Origin of the sequence: Terrimonas pollutisoli (assembly GCF_029360765.1) — a bacterium.
Lineage (GTDB): Bacteria > Bacteroidota > Bacteroidia > Chitinophagales > Chitinophagaceae > Terrimonas_B > Terrimonas_B pollutisoli.
This window is the reverse complement of sequence record NZ_JARKNA010000001.1, coordinates 462852-479851: the sequence shown is the minus strand read 5'-3', so window position 1 is coordinate 479851 and position 17000 is coordinate 462852. Positions and strand designations below refer to the sequence as shown.

At 40.8% G+C, this 17000-nt stretch carries 11 protein-coding genes; 6 read left to right on the top strand and 5 right to left on the bottom strand.

Translation table 11 applies throughout. The annotated features are described in order from the left end of the window. Positions 1 to 7: 7 nt before the first annotated feature. The 5 genes from P2W73_RS01845 to P2W73_RS01825 form a co-directional block, all read right to left on the bottom strand. Entirely contained in the window at positions 8 to 874 is an 867-nt protein-coding gene (locus P2W73_RS01845) for a transketolase (protein ID WP_276500272.1), read from the bottom strand. Further along, positions 874 to 1533: a fructose-6-phosphate aldolase gene (gene fsa / locus P2W73_RS01840; RefSeq protein ID WP_276500271.1), complete on the bottom strand. Its 660-nt coding sequence runs from the start codon at positions 1531 to 1533 to the stop codon at positions 874 to 876. Before fsa ends, P2W73_RS01845 begins: the two co-directional genes overlap by 1 nt. A gap of 207 nt (positions 1534 to 1740) precedes the next feature. Next, on the bottom strand, positions 1741 to 2442 hold the full coding sequence (locus tag P2W73_RS01835; RefSeq protein ID WP_276500270.1) for an NUDIX hydrolase: 702 nt from the start codon (positions 2440 to 2442) through the stop codon (positions 1741 to 1743). 21 nt (positions 2443 to 2463) lie between these two features. Next, a complete protein-coding gene (locus P2W73_RS01830; RefSeq protein ID WP_276500269.1) occupies positions 2464 to 3237 on the bottom strand; it encodes a response regulator in 774 nt (257 codons plus the stop codon). After that, a complete protein-coding gene (locus P2W73_RS01825; protein WP_276500268.1) occupies positions 3209 to 6418 on the bottom strand; it encodes a ligand-binding sensor domain-containing protein in 3210 nt (1069 codons plus the stop codon). Before P2W73_RS01825 ends, P2W73_RS01830 begins: the two co-directional genes overlap by 29 nt. A gap of 875 nt (positions 6419 to 7293) precedes the next feature. Here P2W73_RS01825 and P2W73_RS01820 point away from each other — a divergent pair. The 6 genes from P2W73_RS01820 to P2W73_RS01795 all read left to right on the top strand — a co-directional run bounded on the left by P2W73_RS01820 (position 7294) and on the right by P2W73_RS01795 (position 16988). After that, positions 7294 to 7605, top strand: a complete 312-nt coding sequence (locus P2W73_RS01820; RefSeq protein ID WP_276500267.1) for a hypothetical protein — start codon at positions 7294 to 7296, stop codon at positions 7603 to 7605. Positions 7606 to 8220: 615 nt separating this feature from the next. After that, positions 8221 to 8565 carry a hypothetical protein gene (locus tag P2W73_RS01815; protein ID WP_276500266.1) on the top strand — a complete coding sequence of 115 codons (345 nt, stop codon included), beginning with the start codon at positions 8221 to 8223 and terminating at the stop codon, positions 8563 to 8565. Positions 8566 to 8624: 59 nt separating this feature from the next. After that, on the top strand, positions 8625 to 11198 hold the full coding sequence (locus P2W73_RS01810) for an RICIN domain-containing protein (protein WP_276500265.1): 2574 nt from the start codon (positions 8625 to 8627) through the stop codon (positions 11196 to 11198). Positions 11199 to 11443: 245 nt separating this feature from the next. Next, positions 11444 to 11677, top strand: a complete 234-nt coding sequence (locus P2W73_RS01805) for a glycoside hydrolase family 97 C-terminal domain-containing protein (protein ID WP_276500728.1) — start codon at positions 11444 to 11446, stop codon at positions 11675 to 11677. Positions 11678 to 11738: 61 nt separating this feature from the next. Next, the gene (locus P2W73_RS01800; protein ID WP_276500264.1) at positions 11739 to 13400 is read left to right on the top strand and encodes a glycoside hydrolase; all 1662 of its coding nucleotides are present in this window, start codon (positions 11739 to 11741) and stop codon (positions 13398 to 13400) included. 540 nt (positions 13401 to 13940) lie between these two features. Further along, entirely contained in the window at positions 13941 to 16988 is a 3048-nt protein-coding gene (locus P2W73_RS01795) for a SusC/RagA family TonB-linked outer membrane protein (protein ID WP_276500263.1), read from the top strand. Positions 16989 to 17000 lie beyond the last annotated feature (12 nt).

Genomic DNA, 17000 nt, shown 5'->3' with positions numbered 1-17000 from the left:
GTCTGTTTTAATAATCTCCAAACGTTGCCGGCAATTGAAGCAATGCTGCTTCCAGTTGCTCATCATTTGGTGCGGCGCCATGCCATTTATGCGTGCCCATCATATAATCCACGCCAAATCCCATATCTGACTTCATCAATACCAGCACCGGTTTATCATTGCCTGCCTTTTGTTTGGCATCTTTCAGCGCATCCACTGTCAACTGCATATCGTTACCATTTGAAAGTACAACCGTGTACCATCCAAAAGCTTCATATTTTGCTTTCAGATCTTTGTTGCTCATTACTTTTTCGGTGGGTCCGTCAATCTGTTGTCCGTTCCAGTCAATGATGGCGATAAGGTTATCCAATTCGTGATGTGCTGCAAACTGCACCGCTTCCCATATCTGTCCTTCCTGTTGCTCGCCATCGCCCATTAATACATAAACAAGCCGATCATCTTTTCTTAGTTTCTTCGCATAGGCTGCACCTGCTGCAACAGAAAGCCCCTGCCCCAGTGAACCCGAAGCGATACGTATGCCGGGAAGATGCTCGTGTGTAGCGGGGTGCCCCTGCAACCTTGAATTGATCTTGCGGAATGTAGAAAGTTCCTCTATTGAAAAATATCCGCGGCGTGCCAGTACAGAATAAAACAAAGGAGAGATATGTCCATTGGAAAGGAAGAACAAATCCTCATTTTCACCTTTGCGGGAAAACTTTAAAAAACCATTATCGCCTTTCTCTTCGTTTATTTTCATCATATCGAAGTACAGCGAGACCACTACATCCGTACAGCCGAGAGAACCGCCGGGATGGCCCGACTGGCAGGAATGTACCATGCGTACGATATCACGTCTTACCTGTGAAGCTATATTTTTTAATTCCTGCAGTTCCATTATTGCTGTTGCATTTTTTTTGCGTCATCTAAAAATTTAGCAAGGCCAATATCTGTAAGCGGATGTTTTAATAAACCCAGTATCGAATCAAGTGGGCAGGTGCAAACATGTGCGCCTGCTTCGGCTGCTTTTATAATGTGATTGGCGTTCCGGATAGAAGCCGCCAATATTTCAGTTTTATATCCCTGTATAGTATAGATATTGGAAAGCTGTTGAATAAGAATCATGCCATCCCATCCGCTGTCGTCTATACGGCCAATGAAAGGAGAAACATAAGAAGCTCCTGCTTTGGCTGCAAGGATGGCCTGGCCTGCTGAAAACACCAATGTGCAATTCGTACGAATGCCATTATCGGTAAACCATTTGATGGCTTTTATCCCATCCTTTATCATGGGAACTTTTACCACAATATTGGGATGAATGGCCGCCAATGCTTTCCCTTCTTTAATGATGTTATCAACATCCGTAGCTATCACTTCGGCGCTTATGTCTCCATTTACAATACTGCAAATGGTTTCATAGTGTTTGAAAATAGCTGCTTGTCCGGAGATACCCTCTTTAGCCATCAGGGAAGGATTAGTAGTAACGCCATCCAATATGCCCAGTTCATTTGCTTCTTTGATTTGCGCAAGGTTGGCGGTATCAATAAAAAATTTCATGCTGATTTTAATTTATAAAGTCTTTATTCTGTGATAAAAAGATGAAAATAAACGCCTGCTGAGGATTACGAGCTGGCTGGTTTGTTTGTGTACAAACAGAGTTGATATGGTAACTATTTTGAGCGGAATGTTCATACCGGCAAGACAATTAGTGTCAAATTAACACTTATAATTTGGAATAAAAAAATTTTTCGGGTTAAAAAAAAATTACAAAAGATGCGAATTCGGAATGATATTCAGAAAAGCCTGGAAGTTTTGCTTGTAATTTTTGGTGTTTAGTTTATAATAAAAAGCCCCTTTCCTCGAACTTGCCTTGTCTTTCTCTCCCAGCTTGATCAACAGCGAAGTGGAGAGTACCTTGCGGCTGAAATTTCGCTTATCAAATTCCGCATCATATACCGATTCATAAAGGCTTTGCAATTGGGGAAGTGTAAACTTTTTTGGCAGCAATTCAAATAACAAAGGATGAAGTGCCGCTTTATAACGCAGCTTCTCCTGGGCCATTTTTACCATTTGCTTATGGTCAAATATCAGATCGGGTATTTTGTTCAGGGGGAACCATTCGGCATGGTATTCTTCGCTCAGTTGTTTCTCATACTGATGAATATCGATCAGCGCAAAATAGGCTATCGATAAAGTTCTTTCCATCGGATCCCTGGATGGGTCGCCGAAGGTAAACAGCTGCTCAAGATACACTCCCTCCAACCCTGTCAACGCTTTCAAAATACGGGTTGCCGCATTATCAGGACCTTCGTTAGGCTGGATAAATCCGCCCATCAGGCTCCATTTACCCCTCTCCGGTTCAAAATCACGTTGTATGAGCAATAATTTAAGAACTTCCCCATCAAATCCGAAAATGATACAATCCACAGCCGCCAGTATTCTTGTTTGCTTTTGATATTTCGTCATAGTCTTGGTTTATCTGTTGGTTTATTTATTTTTCTCTGCTTCTTTCATGTTTAAATAGTCTGACGGCGTCATGCCAAACTGTTTTAAAAAATTTCTTCCAAAGTTGGTTTGAGATGCGTAACCTACCAAATCGGCTACCTCATATATTTTATATTTTCCTTCTAATAACAGCTCTGCTGCTTTCTTTAGCCTTGTTATATTGATCAATTCATTAGGCGAAAGATCAGACAGGGATTTGATCTTACGGTATAATGTTGGCTTGCTCATGTTCATGAGTTTTGCCAGTTTTTCTACATCCAATTCCGTATCCTCCAGGTTTTTGGCGATGCAGTCATTCACTTTTTCCAGGAATAATTCATCCGCCTTGGAATAAGCGATGCTTTTTATATGCACCAGTGGCGAACTCGCAAAATACTCTTTGATCTTATTGCGGTTGGTCAGCAGGTTCGATATTTGCACCTGCAGGTATTCCGGCGAAAAAGGTTTTTCAATATAGGCATCGGCGCCCAATTCAAGCCCTTCAATTTTTGATTGCAGGGTATTTCGTGCTGTAAGCAGGATAACGGGAATATGGCTATACTCAAAGTTTGATTTGATTAGCCTGCAAAGTTCAAACCCATCCATAACCGGCATCATTACATCAGATATCACCAGCTGAACAGCATTCGCACCCAATAAACCGAGAGCCTCCTCCCCGTTCAGGGCCTTGATGATACTGTATTTCTCGTTCAGCTCATGTTCAAGAAACTCCAGTATTTCATCATTATCATCTACCAGTAATATCAGTGGTTTCATTATCTTGTTTCATTACAGGTTTCACTTCATCTTTGGTTTCAACGCCATCCTGGTTAAAAGGCATCATCAAAGAAAAAACATTCATTCCATTTTCCGGCCTTTTTAATTCGAGAAATCCTTTATGCAATTGGGTCAGTGAGCGGGATAGAGCAAGGCCGATGCCCGTTCCTTTTTGTTTTTCCGTCTCCTTAAGCCGGAAAAAAGGTTCAAAAATTTTTTCCTTCATCTCATAGGGAATGAGGTAGCCATCATTTTTTAGTTGAATGGTAAAAAATTTATCGTCCTCACAAAGAGGTAATAATTCAACTTCTACTTTTGTTTGAGCATATTTTACCGCATTACCCAACAGGTTGGTCAGAATTTTATTAAAGGCTTCCACGTCGATCAGCGCAACAACATTCTTTGGAAGCACTGCCAAACTAAAATCAAGATTCTTTTTTTCAGCCAACGGCTTAAAACTGGCAAAAATATCTTCAACAATCTCACTAATGTTTTCTTTGGTAAAACTTAAACTAAATCCTTTTATCTCCGTTTGCCTGAAGTCGAGCAATTGATTGGTAAGATCAACCAGCCGGCTGGTATTTTTTTCCATGATGCGAAGACTATCTTTAATCTCAGGCATGTCACCGGCTTTTTTCACCACCTTTTCCAGCGGACCTTTGATCAGGGTTAAAGGGGTTCTTATCTCATGCGCCACATTGGTAAAAAAATCCATCTTGGCTTCGTATAACTCTTTCTCTTTATGCAATTCCAGCTGCTCCATTTTACGGCGGTTTCTTTCTTTGATCCTGAGATGGTAACTGCGGAATAAATAATAAATGAAAGAAGCTATTAAAACGGCGTACAAACCATAGGCCCACCTGCTCAACCACCAGGGCGGTAATATTTCAATAATAAGTGTTGACTCTTTTACATTCCAATCGCCGCCGCTATTAGCCGCTTTTACTTTAAAAGTATAAGTTCCGGGAGAGAGCCCTGTGAAATAGGCTTTCCTGTTTATTTTAAGATAGGTCCAGTCTTCATCAAGTCCTTCCATTTTATATGCATATTTCAGCATTTCGGGAGCAGTATAACTCAAGGCCGCAAAGTCAATGCTGAAGGTAGATTGATCATAAGGCAAAACAATCTTGTCAGTATAAGTGATGGATTTTTTCAGCGGCGAGTTTTCTTTACCATTTGTAAGCTCTTTGTTGTTTACCTGGAAGCCGGTAATATAACAAGGTGGGGTAAAGTAATCCTTTAAAAATTCGGTAGGCTTAAAACTGATCAATCCCTTGGCGCTGCCAAAATACATGCGCCCTGATGCGTCTTTAAAGCCCGAGCTGAAGTTAAACTGATCGGTCAGCAGTCCATTGGCCTTTGTATATACCATTATTTCATCAGTGTCCGGATTCAAAGCCACCAGTCCTTTGGTGGTGCTGATCCAGAGGCGGTTGTTTTCATCTTCCAGTATACTGATGGTAAAATTGCTTGGCAAGCCTTCCCTTATCGTGTAGTTTTTAAACGAATTCGTCTTTTTGTTGAATTTAGAAAGACCATCTTCTGTGGCAAACCAAAGGTTTTTTCTTTTGTCTTCAAATACACAGTTCACCCGGTCGCTGCACAAGCTATTCTTCTTTTTTTCATCATGCAGGATGTTGCCGCTCTTGCCGGTTCTGGTATCATAAAAATTAATGCCATTTCTAAATGTGCTGGCCCAGATAACACCTGCAGAGTCCATTAAAAGAGAGGTGTACCAATTATACAAAGGCATTCCTGGCAGTAGCTCAAAATCGTCCGTCCCCGGGTTGTATTTGTAGGCGCCAATAGTGGTGCCAATGAGGATCTCCTTTGCAGGTGTCAGGTACATGCAGTAGATGAAATTGCTTTTTAAAGAGGGTCGTTCATTGCTGGAGTAATGACGCACTACTTTTCCGGTGTTGATGTTCAGGATATCAATGCCATGCTCAAAAGTTCCAACCCATAATTCATCGCCGTTTACCAGCAGGCCGTGAATGTTGGAGTAAGTAATGCTTCCTTTTTCACCTGTGGGTTTGAACTGGGTGATCCGTCCTGTTTTTCTATCCAGTTTATTCAATCCGGCATCTTCTGTACCAATCCAAAGATGACCTTCTTTATCTTCCCTGATTTCGCGGACCACATTACCACTTAAGCTATTTTCATCGTTCCGCGGCGTTATTTTTTCAAATGCGGTGTATTGTTTCGGATAATAATTAATGCCGCCAAAATAAGTGCCGGTCCAAATGCCGCCTTCCCGGTCTTTGGTAAACGTGTAAATAGCATTGTCCGAAATAGAATAGGGATCATTATAGATTTTTCTCAGATTGATGATCTTTTTGGTGCGTTCGTTATAAATATAGATCCCCGATTCTGTGGCGATCCAGTATTCCTCCGCAGAGGTTTGCAAAAAATTACGAACAAACAGGGCGGTTTTATCTGTGTTTTGCGTAATGATATTTTGGTAATCGCCGGTGGCAGGGTCAAATAATTTTACTCCTTCATTGGCAGTACCTGCTAAAATCTTTCCGCCGGAAGTGCTGTAAATTTTTTCAATCCATGTTAGTGTAGAGGAATGGGAATGGGCAAACAGATTATAACTTGAAAAGGAGTTGGTGACAGGATTGTATTTTTTCAAAAAACCTTTGGATGTAGCTATCCATAAGCTGTCACCGGAATAGCAAATGGATGTGGCTTCAAAATAGCGGTCTAATGGGTATTGCTCCAGCGTTTTTCTGGCAAGATGATACCGTATAAGCGTTAAGCCGTTAATAAACCAAAGGTAACCTTTGCCATTGGCGGTCACTTCCCGGATCGGTAGATTGGCCGTAGCCGGCACCAAACTGAATCGCTCATAAACGGCATCGTATTGATATAATCCTTTTTCAGTGCCTACCCATAGAACGCCGTTTTGATCTTCGAATAAGCTTTGGACGAAATTATTTCCCAGGCTGCCTTTTTTGCCTGGTTCTGTTCGAAACACTTTGAAGGAATAGCCGTCAAAGCGGTTCAACCCGTCTTTGGTGCCAAACCATAGAAATCCTTTTTTATCCTGTACGCTGCATATAACCGCATTGTTAGACAATCCATTTTCTACCTGGTAATGACGGAAATAGTAAGATTGACCAGCGGTGCTGGTAACGATGATAAGTAGTGTGGCAAGAATCGTTGTTTTACAGATCAAGGGATAGTGTATTACTGTAAAATTATAAATATAAACTAACCAATAAGGCGTTTAAAATATCATCCTGGCACAATGAACGTATACGTCGAAACTTTGATACGATTTGATGATAGCTATAAAAAAAAATGTATCAATTTCACATCTGCTATTTTCCAGATTGCTTAACGATAATCATATGCTGATGACTTGCCATAATTTATCCCGACCGGCGGCTTTGCCTGCCAATCCCGTTTCTCTGGTAACATGCCGGTCAGTCGCATGGCGGTCCTTCACCATAGTTCCCGTTTTGTTATCTGTTTAAATTTCAATTTTTGAAAAGGGCTTTTTTTTTGGCCCTTTCCAGATACTTGTAAAATTGACACTTATTTTTTAAAAACCCAAAATCACGAGGATTCTTAAAGACTGATGGCGTATTTAGATGTGTAGTCCAAAAAAAAATTAAATATGTGAGTCGCCCTAAAATCATTTTTGAGTGTCTTAATATAGCTAGGCGCTGATGGTTAAACAACCTGGATACAACTTCGCAGTAAGAACGGCGGAGTCAAAAGAGTTTCAAGAGTATTATTTCATTTGTATATTTTTTATTGCTTTTTGGGCAAATGGTCCCGATAGCTATCGGGATGCTCGAAAATTTTTATGGCTCATTTCATTTAAAAAGGCTACAAGGCATCGATCCTATTGGTAATTCTTTGTAATTGATTGTCGACAACGAAGTATTATCAAAACGATCTCCCGGGAAGAATGAAGCAGTCATTTTTTCCAAAGGATTTTTCTTTGTTTCCAACAGCAAAGGTACCCTATGGTATCATCAAAACATTCGATATAAAAGCTGGTTAATTCAGAATTATTTTTTATTATTCTTAAATGTCTATGTTATGACAATCATTTCCTACAGCGAAAAAGAACAAATCTTTATTGAGACCGGGCTCCATGAATTGACGGGGAGATTGATCAGGACTTTTATTCCGCGAGCCTGTTCAAACAGAAGCTTTTTCGTTAATGATATCCCGGCGGGTTTAACGATTGCATCCAACCTGCAAATGTTTGCTACCGTGCTCAGTGGTTTACTTTCCGCCGTTGTTACCCATGCAAAGGACAGTTGTATCAGGCTATCCGCAAAAACCTATGGTAACGTTGTGATGCTGGAATTAAAGGAAGCAACGTCATGCGATATTTTTCTGCTGTGAAAAACGAAATAAGCCAATTGCAACCCATTGTCGAAAAAATGTTTGGGTCTGTCAGTGTCAACAATTTTCGTAAAAGTATGACGTCGATTCGTTTTGGTTTTGTGAATTTGCCAATGATTAATTGAAGTGATTTTCGATTCCTGAAAGTAAGCCGTTTTAAATGTTTTACCTCCATTGCCAGTTGACAAGCCTGAGATTCCTGTTCGATAGCAGCTTGTAATGGATACTTAATAGCAACAGGCATGATAGCCCTATTTACTGCGTGGTTACTGCACTCTTTTTGTCTGCTCAGACTTTTTTTACATACTATTAAAACGCAGACAACTTTTTTGATGCTCAAGTTGAGATGATTTAAAGAAAGTTTGATAGGATTTGCAGAGCAGATAAAATTTCTAAAAACTATTTTTATACTCGTTAAATCAAGTAACAGTTTTCATTAAACGATTGGAATTTTTTCTCCTATACTTTTTCTAAATGATTGACGAATAGTTTGAAGCAATAAGCATATAAGGCCATAAACCCCTTTGAAGAAACGAGCATGCCTGGCTCAGTAAGATGCGACCATTAACCCCCACGGAATTCAATAGCGATTGTCATCAATTAAAGCTTGCATATATGAAATCTAAGTTCTCACTCTTTTTTGCTATTACAGCAATCGTTTTTTTATTACGTTTTCCTGCCTTTGCTTTAGATGGGTCTATTCGGTCGCATGATCCCTCTTCGCTGGTAAAAGATGGGAATAAGTATTACCAGTTTACCACCGGGCATGGGATTTGGGCATCCAACTCCACTAACCTGTTTTCCTGGACACCAAGTCCTAAAAACGTTTTCCGGCAGGTATCTGTCTCTCCCAGATTGCTAATGTTGTGCTTGGTTTTGATACCACTTTTTGGGCGCCTGATTGTATTTACATGGCATATATTGTTCATCTTCCGCATTTGGTTCCTCCACTTGCTCTGAATTAAGTAGCTATCCTCGCCGATATATTTTCATTTTAAACTAACACTAAAATTGTCTGTATGAAAAAGATCCTTATATCTTTATTATTCCTTTTATTTTCTGTACTCAGTTTTTCCCAAACTACTGTGGTTGTTGATCCCAACGCAAGATACCAGACTGTGAAGGGCTTTGGTGTTTCACTGATATGGTGGGCCCATATGCTCGGAGGCTGGGGCGATTCAGCTATCAATGATGTATGTACATCGCTTACGAGCAGCAGCGAATTAAACATGAACTATTTTCGATTTAACATTGGTGGTGGTGATAGTTCCGGGCATAATCACCTGCGCTTTGATGCCGGTATGCCCGGATATAAAACCACCCGTACCGGTAGCTACGACTGGTCAGCCGATGTTAATCAGCGGAAAGTACTAAAGAAATTGTATGCGTTGAAAAGCGGTGCCATCTATGAAGCATTCTCCAACTCCCCGCCCTACTGGATGACGAAAAGTGGTTGCAGCGCAGGGAATACAGATGGCTCGGATAACCTTAATGATTCCGATTATACCACGTTTGCCGATTATCTCACCGAAGTCGTAAAGCATTATAAGGAGGTGGAGGGAGTTACCTTCAGCCGGTTAGAGCCTATGAATGAGCCGTTTAACACCTGGTGGAAGAAGGGATATTGGCAGGAAGGCTGCGCTTTTTCGGTGGCCAATCAAATAAAACTGATCAATGCGGTATCTGACAACCTTAATACAAAAAATATGCTTTCCGATTGCAAGACAGTTGCTATGGATGGTTCCGAAATTGACGAAACGCTAACTGGATTGAACGGTTATCCCGATTCAGTAATAAACAAAGTAAGCGTAATAGCCACGCATAGTTATGGCGGCACGAAACGTGCAGAATTGTATGAGGCTGCAGCCGCTAAGGGAAAAGAGGTATGGCAAACCGAAACCGGGCCAAACATTAGTGAAACCGGCATCGATAATTATTTGGTTATGGCCAACCGCCTTATTGCCGATCTGAAAGACATGAGAGCGGTGGTATGGGCCGACTGGCAGGCCATGGATTTTTATGGAGACTATTGGGGTTTATGGAGATATGACACCACCAATAAAACCTATAACAAAGTAAAATCGTATTATTTCCGGAAACAATTTTCAAAATATATAAAACCGGGATATACCGTTGTTTATAGTAATGAAAGTACAATTGCAGCGCTAAACCCGGCCAATAATGAGCTGGTGGTTGTATTGGTAAATGCAGATACCACCGGCAGTAAATCCTATAAATTTGATCTGAATTTATTTGATTCAGCTGGCACGTCTGCTTCAGCATACCGCACCTCATCCACGGAAGATTGCGCCCAGCTCACGAGTATAAATATCACTGATAATAGATTCAGCTATACATCCCCGGCAAGGTCTGTTACTACTTTTGTGGTTCCGGTCACATTAGCCGGCAACCCAACCCCCATTGCAAACGGCAATTACAGGATTACTGTCAAACATAGTAATAAAGTGATGGATGTACGAGCCTGGTCATCGGCCAATGGGGGTATTATTGAACAATGGGATTCATTAGGTCAGGCAAACCAGGTGTTCAATGTGCAATGGACGTCTACCGGTTATAAATTGATGCCTTCTTATAACGCAAAAGTTGTCGATGTTAATGGAAATAACACTGCTAATGGAGCTGCAATAAGTCAGTGGAGCGATGCTGGGCAATCCAACCAGCGCTTCAGTATTATTAGTGTTGGCGGCGGTTATTATAAAATGGTTGCCAGGCATAGCGCAAAATGCCTTTCTGTAAAAGGGTATGGATTAAACAATGGCGATCTTATTGAACAATGGGAATGGCTTAATTCTGATAATTTCAAATGGAAATTCACTCCGGTAGCCTTAGATTCTACTGTAGCCAATGGAACTTACACTATTAAAGCCAAACATAGTAATAAAGTGATGGATGTACGAGCCTGGTCATCAGACAATGGTGGTATTATTGAGCAATGGGCTAATCTTTGCCAGGGCAATCAGAAATTCAGTGTACAGTTTACTCCTTCAGGTTACATCATCAAACCCTCTTACAATAATAAAGTTCTTACCGTTAATGGTTATAGCATAGTCGATGGCGCTGCCGTAAATCAATGGGATGACTTCACTCACTCTCATCAGCGGTACCAGATTGTTAGCGTGGGAAGTGGTTACTATAAAATTGTAGCAAGACATTCCAATAAATGTCTTGCCGTTACCGGAAGCGGTATGAACAATGGTGATGATATTATTCAATGGGAATGGTTGAATAATGATAATTTCAAGTGGGCTTTCGAGACACCCTGCTCTTCCCGGCCAGGGGGAACAACTGCAACTGCAAGTACTAATAATGCAACTGCTGAGCTTTTGCCTGAAAATAACCAGCAGTATTTAAAAGTATTCCCTAATCCATCAACTGGCTATATTACTATTAAACACTCCGGCATTGATAAGGCGCAAGTTCAAATCTATGATATGAGCGGAAAACTAATGATGATAAGAAAAGGCATAAACAATACTGAAACGATTAATGTCAATAAGTTCGCCAAAGGAGTTTATACACTGAAGATTTCAGGAACCAACAAAGTCGTGTATGAGAAAATAATAGTCCAGTGAAAAATACGTGAATATGAAAAGCCACTCGCCCGGGTATAAAACTTACCCGGGCTGTTTTTATATGCCATTTAAACAAATGAAATAGTTCATGAAAATTAAATTTATTTAATCTCACCTCATGTAACAGGGTTGAAAAGGAGTTGGTGGCAGGATTGTATTTTTTCAAAAAACCTTTGGGTGTTACTGATATCGATGGTCAGTAATGCGGCAAGAATCGTTGTTCTACAGATTTCCCCAGCGAGTATATAGTGCTGGGCAGAAAGAGTGGCAACAAATGGTATATCGCAGGTATAAACAGCACTGATAAAGAAAAAACAATTTCCCTGAGCCTTGATCTCTTCAAAGGCAAAAAGGCAACCTGTATACTCAATGGAAAAGGAGAAGCATTCTTTGATCAAAAAATCATCGCTGTTAAACCCGGTAAAAAAGAAACCGTTTCAATGGCTGCTCATGACGGATTTGTGATGGTGGTGGAATAATTTCTGATCATTAGGCTTTTTCAATAAACAAAAACTGTAACAAAAACATTGATTTATGACTATGAAGAAAAATAAACCCTTGAGAATATTTTATTTTACTCTGGTAGCATCCTTTCTGGCAGGACTGGCATGCAGTAAAAAGGCTGGACCCCCACCCCCTCCCAATCAGTGTATCGTAAATGGAACGGATACCTGTAAAAACCGGAAGACTTCTATTTTCATCAACCTGAACGATGAGAAGCAGCTTATACACAGCTTTGGCGCATCCGATGGCTGGACTGCCAAGTTCATCGGCAAATGGGCTGACGCCAATAAGAAAACCAAGATTGCAGATTATCTGTTCAGCATGGATACCGCAAGTGATGGAATTCCCAAGGGGATCGGCCTTTCTCTATGGCGTGTATATATCGGTGCCGGAAGTTTTGAACAGGGTGCCAACAGTGAGATTCCTGATGAGTGGAGAAGAGAAGAATGTTTTTTGCAGGCAGATAGTAGCTACAACTGGAATAAACAGGCCGGCAGTCAATGGTTTTTAAATGAAGCCAAACAACGGGGAGTAAAGTATACATTAGGATTTGCTATTTCTGCGCCGGTTTACATGACACTTGATGGAAAGGCACATGGAGGCGGACGATCATCTTTCAATCTGCAATCAGGCAAAATGCCGGATTATGCAGAATTTCTTGCCGAAGTATCTGATCATTTCAAATTTGATTATATCAGCCCTTTTAACGAACCTCAATGGAACTGGGGCAATGGAAACGCATCGCAGGAAGGTTCTGCAGCCACCAACACTGAAATTGCAAACCTTGTAAAATTGTTGGGCCCCAAATTGCAAAGCAGGTCATTGGCCACATCCATTGTAGCGGGCGAAGCAGCACAATGGAATTTTACTACCAATACTTATGACAACAACAGGGGCGATCAGATTTATAATTGGTTTAGTCCTGCGTCTTCCAATTATATCGGGAATGTGCCCAACACGGCAAAAATAATTTCTGCGCATAGTTATTTCACCACCTGCCCCGACAATAATTTGATAAATATCCGCACCGGTGTAGTGAATAAAAGAAATGCAGTGGATGCAGGTTTGGGTTTGTGGCAAACAGAGTTTGGGATTTTGGGAGATATATGCGGACAATACAATGGGTATCCTAAAAACATAAGTATTGATTATGGGCTGTACGTCGCCAAGATGATTCATCATGACCTGGCCATCGCCAATGTGAGCTCATGGCAGTGGTGGCTGTCCATGAACCCGTATAATTACAGCGACGGGCTTGTATATGTTAGTGATCCCTCCGGTATTAATAATCCAGGTTATGATGCTAATCTGAATGCCTGTAAAACTGATGGCATTGTGACAGATTCAAAACAATTGTGGTGCTTTGGCAACTATTCACGGTTTGTAAGGCCGGGTATGAAAAGGATCGCTGCTTCCATCGAAGGAATTGCTGATGATATCAGCGCCGCCGGTTCTCTGATGATATCCGCGTATAAAGATGTGATCAACAAAAAACTGGTGTTTGTGATCGTGAATATGAAAGCTGACGCCAAAACATTCAAGCTCGCCGGATTGGGATCCACGATTAAAATAGCAGGTAATAACCTGGATGTTTATAAAACTACTGCGACAAAAAGTTTATCGCGGTCGGTAACAGCGGCGGATAATATTAACATTGAAGCAAAGTCTGTCACTACGTTGGTAGGTACTTATGATTAACAGATGAAGTAATTGGTAAGAATTAGTAAATGTCTCATTTCAAGTAGCGGTCTTATTGGGTAGGCGCAATTTCTATTTTCTAAAAAAAACCGGTTTTAGTTTGACGCAAATACCATGTGGGGCGTTTTTTTCGAAGACATCAACATGGGTGCTGACGGTGACATCTATGCGGAACTGGTATAAACTAACCAATAATGCGTTTAATATATCATCCTGGCACAATGAACGAATACGTCGAAACTTTGATACAATTTGATGGTAGCTATAAAAAAAAATATATCAACTTTACCCTGACGATTTTTCAGATTGCTTAACGATAATCAAATGCTGATGACTTGCCTTAATTTCTCCCGACCGGCGGCTTTGTCTGCCAAACCTGTTTGTTTATTATATGCCGGCTTAAAGGCATGGCAATCCTTCATCTTATTTCCCGTTTTTGTTATCTGTTAAATTTCAATTTTTGAAAAGGGTTTTTTTTTGGCCCTTTCCTGATACTTGTAAAATTGACACTTATTTTTTAAAAACCCAAAATGACGCTGTATGAAAAAAGGTAAAAAACGACTATTCCCTTTAACCTGGCCTGTTTTTGTGATGGCCATTTCATTTCTTCTTTTGATAATTGAATCCAGCCAGGCTCAGGGTCCTGTTACCGGCCAGGTAAAAGACAAAGAAGGAAACCCGGTAAAAGGGGCGACAGTTGCTGTAAAGAACAAAAAGATCAGTGTGAGCAGCAGCGATGATGGCAGGTTTAGTATTTCGGCCAGCCCGGGAGATATTCTGGTGATCTCATCAATAGGTTATGAAAGCAATGAAACAAAAGTAAGTGATAGCAGAAATATAGCTGTATCTCTTGCTACAAGAGTGGAAGCCCTGGAAGACCTGGTAGTAGTAGGATATGGTACGCAAAAGAAAAAGGATCTCACCGGATCGGTGTCCGTAGTAAATACTACGAACGCCAAAAAAACAGCCAGCTATGATGTAGCCAAGATGCTGCAGGGCCAGGTGCCGGGTGTAACTGTACAGGGTTCCGGTGAACCCGGTGGTTTTGTGAACATTAAGATCCGTGGTATCAGTTCATTTCTTAATAACAATCCGTTATTCGTGGTGGATGGTGTCATCATTAATAATCCCTATGATTTTTCCCCGGATGATATAGAGTCTATACAAGTATTAAAAGATGCATCCGCCGGAGCTATCTATGGTAGCAGGGCATCTACCGGTGTAGTAATCATTACTACCAAAAAAGGAAAGGCTGGTAAATTGAAAATAGACTATGATGGCTATGTGGGGGCTCAAAATTTACCAAAAATAATTGATGTAACAGATGCGGAAGGCTATAGAAAAATAACCAATGCCGCCGAGTTGAATGCAGGCTTAATGATTGCCCCGGGCAATGACCCCAGCAGCCCACAATTCATTAAAGATGTAAATACCGATTGGCAGAAAGAGGGTTTTAAAACCGGCATTATACAAGATCATAATGTCCGTTTATCCGGTGGTAATGAAGCTGCGACGTATAGTGTATCATTAGGGTATTTTGACCAGACAAGTACTTACAAAGGACCACAAACCTATAATCGTTATACTGCCAATATAGGTATAAACGGAAAGAAAGGCATTTTTAGTTATGGCACCAAGTTGCTGTATACTCAATCTCATAAAGTAAATCCATTCAATGGTATGGCGTTTCATGCTATGTTCGGCGGTACAGTAACCAGTTTGGTAACGGCCATACCGACTATGCCGGTATATGATCCTAATCGATTGAGAGGATATGGAGGTAGTGATAATGCCACCCAAAGGGCCATTACCCTGAATGTGATCGGGATGAATGCATTACTGAAAAATAATTCTGACAGAAACAGGATACTAGGTAATGTATGGGCGGAAATAGAGCCGGTCAAAAATCTGAAGTATAAGATTAACCTGAGTTATGACAGAACCAATACTGAGGATTTTGCTTTTGAACCCACTTATGATCTTGGTTGGTATTACCTGAATACACAGTCGTTTATGTTCGAGAGAAGAGGGGTTGACAACAGGTCAATAATCGAAAACACACTTAACTATAAAATTATAAAAGGCAAGCACCAGGCCGAACTATTAGCGGGAACAACTTTTGAAAAAGGTCAGTATAATTCAACTACTGGCACTGGCGTAGGATTGCCGGAGCCGTATTTTTTTACGTTCAGCGCTATAACTGATCCTGCTGCTAAAGCTTTATCCAGCTTTTCCGGCACAGCCACCTTACTGTCGTATTTAGGCCGGGTGAATTATAATTTTGATAGCCGTTATTTATTAACGTTCAACTATCGTTTAGACGGCTCTTCTAAATTCAGTTCGCAAAACCGGGATGCTCAAAATTTCTCAGTAGGCCTTGCCTGGAACCTTCACAATGAAAAATTCATCCAGCTTCCGGAGATTATCAGTTCATTAAAACTGAGGGGCGCTGCCGGAACTTTGGGTAACCAGGAATTTGGAGATTACAAGTATCAATCATACATTAATACCAATGCCAGTTATGTATTTGGAAATACCCTGGCGCCGGGAGCAACTACTGTTAGTTTAGTAGATCCGAATGTGAAATGGGAAACTAAAAAAACTGCGAATGCCGCGATTGAGCTGGGTTTACTGAAGGATAAACTGAATTTCACAGCAGAGTATTATGTTAATACCAATAGTGACATTATTGCTCCTATAGAAATTCCTCTTTCAATAGGATCTTTTCCATGGAATATTATTTCCAATGTTGCATCCATCAGAAATAAAGGAGTGGAGTTCGTAGCGCAGTACAGAGATTCTAAAGGAAAATTCTCGTACGATGTAAGCGCCAATCTTCATACGCTTAAAAATGAAGTGCTGTCATTGGGCTTTAATGACGACCCTATATATGGTGCAGCCAGTAAAACAGAAGTAGGCCGTTCAATTGGTGAATTATACGGACATAAAATGATTGGTATTTTTCAGAATGCAGCTGATGTCGCTGGCTCTCCCGTGCAAATCAATGCAGCCCCGGGTGATATTAAGTTCCAGGATACTAACAAAGACAATAAAATAACAGATGAAGATCGTGTTTACCTGGGTCGTGCGGTGCCCAATTTGTATTATGGATTGAATGTGAACCTGGGTTATAGTCAATTTGATTTCTCTATGTTCTGGCAGGGTAGTGCCGGTAACAAAGTTGTCAATTGGGTTTATCATGACCTCATGCGTGGCCAATACAGCAACCACCATGTGGATGCACTGAACTTCTGGACACCCACTAATACCAATACCAATATCCCCCGTCCGGTTATTGGGGATCCCAATGCCAACGAGAGGGCATCTAACCGTTTTATAGAAGATGGTGGATATGCGAAGCTGCAAAACTTCCAGTTAGGTTATACACTTGATCTTAAAAAACTCAATGGTATGAAATGGCTAAGTCGTGCAAGGGTATATGTATCGGGTCAGAATGTATTTACTATCTCAAAGTATAAAGGATATGATCCTGACTTTATGAGTGATGGTTTATTCAGCCGTGGTTTCGACTTTGGATCTTTCCCTAATCCAAGAACCTTCATGGCAGGTGTTCAACTTTCTTTATAATCACTAACTGAT

Coding starts and splice junctions, on each gene's coding strand:
- P2W73_RS01845 (WP_276500272.1), bottom strand. CDS start 874: ATGGAACTGCAGGAATTAAAAAATATAGCTTCACAGGTAAGACGTGAT.
- fsa (WP_276500271.1), bottom strand. CDS start 1,533: ATGAAATTTTTTATTGATACCGCCAACCTTGCGCAAATCAAAGAAGCA.
- P2W73_RS01835 (WP_276500270.1), bottom strand. CDS start 2,442: ATGACGAAATATCAAAAGCAAACAAGAATACTGGCGGCTGTGGATTGT.
- P2W73_RS01830 (WP_276500269.1), bottom strand. CDS start 3,237: ATGAAACCACTGATATTACTGGTAGATGATAATGATGAAATACTGGAG.
- P2W73_RS01820 (WP_276500267.1), top strand. CDS start 7,294: ATGACAATCATTTCCTACAGCGAAAAAGAACAAATCTTTATTGAGACC.
- P2W73_RS01815 (WP_276500266.1), top strand. CDS start 8,221: ATGAAATCTAAGTTCTCACTCTTTTTTGCTATTACAGCAATCGTTTTT.
- P2W73_RS01810 (WP_276500265.1), top strand. CDS start 8,625: ATGAAAAAGATCCTTATATCTTTATTATTCCTTTTATTTTCTGTACTC.
- P2W73_RS01800 (WP_276500264.1), top strand. CDS start 11,739: ATGAAGAAAAATAAACCCTTGAGAATATTTTATTTTACTCTGGTAGCA.
- P2W73_RS01795 (WP_276500263.1), top strand. CDS start 13,941: ATGAAAAAAGGTAAAAAACGACTATTCCCTTTAACCTGGCCTGTTTTT.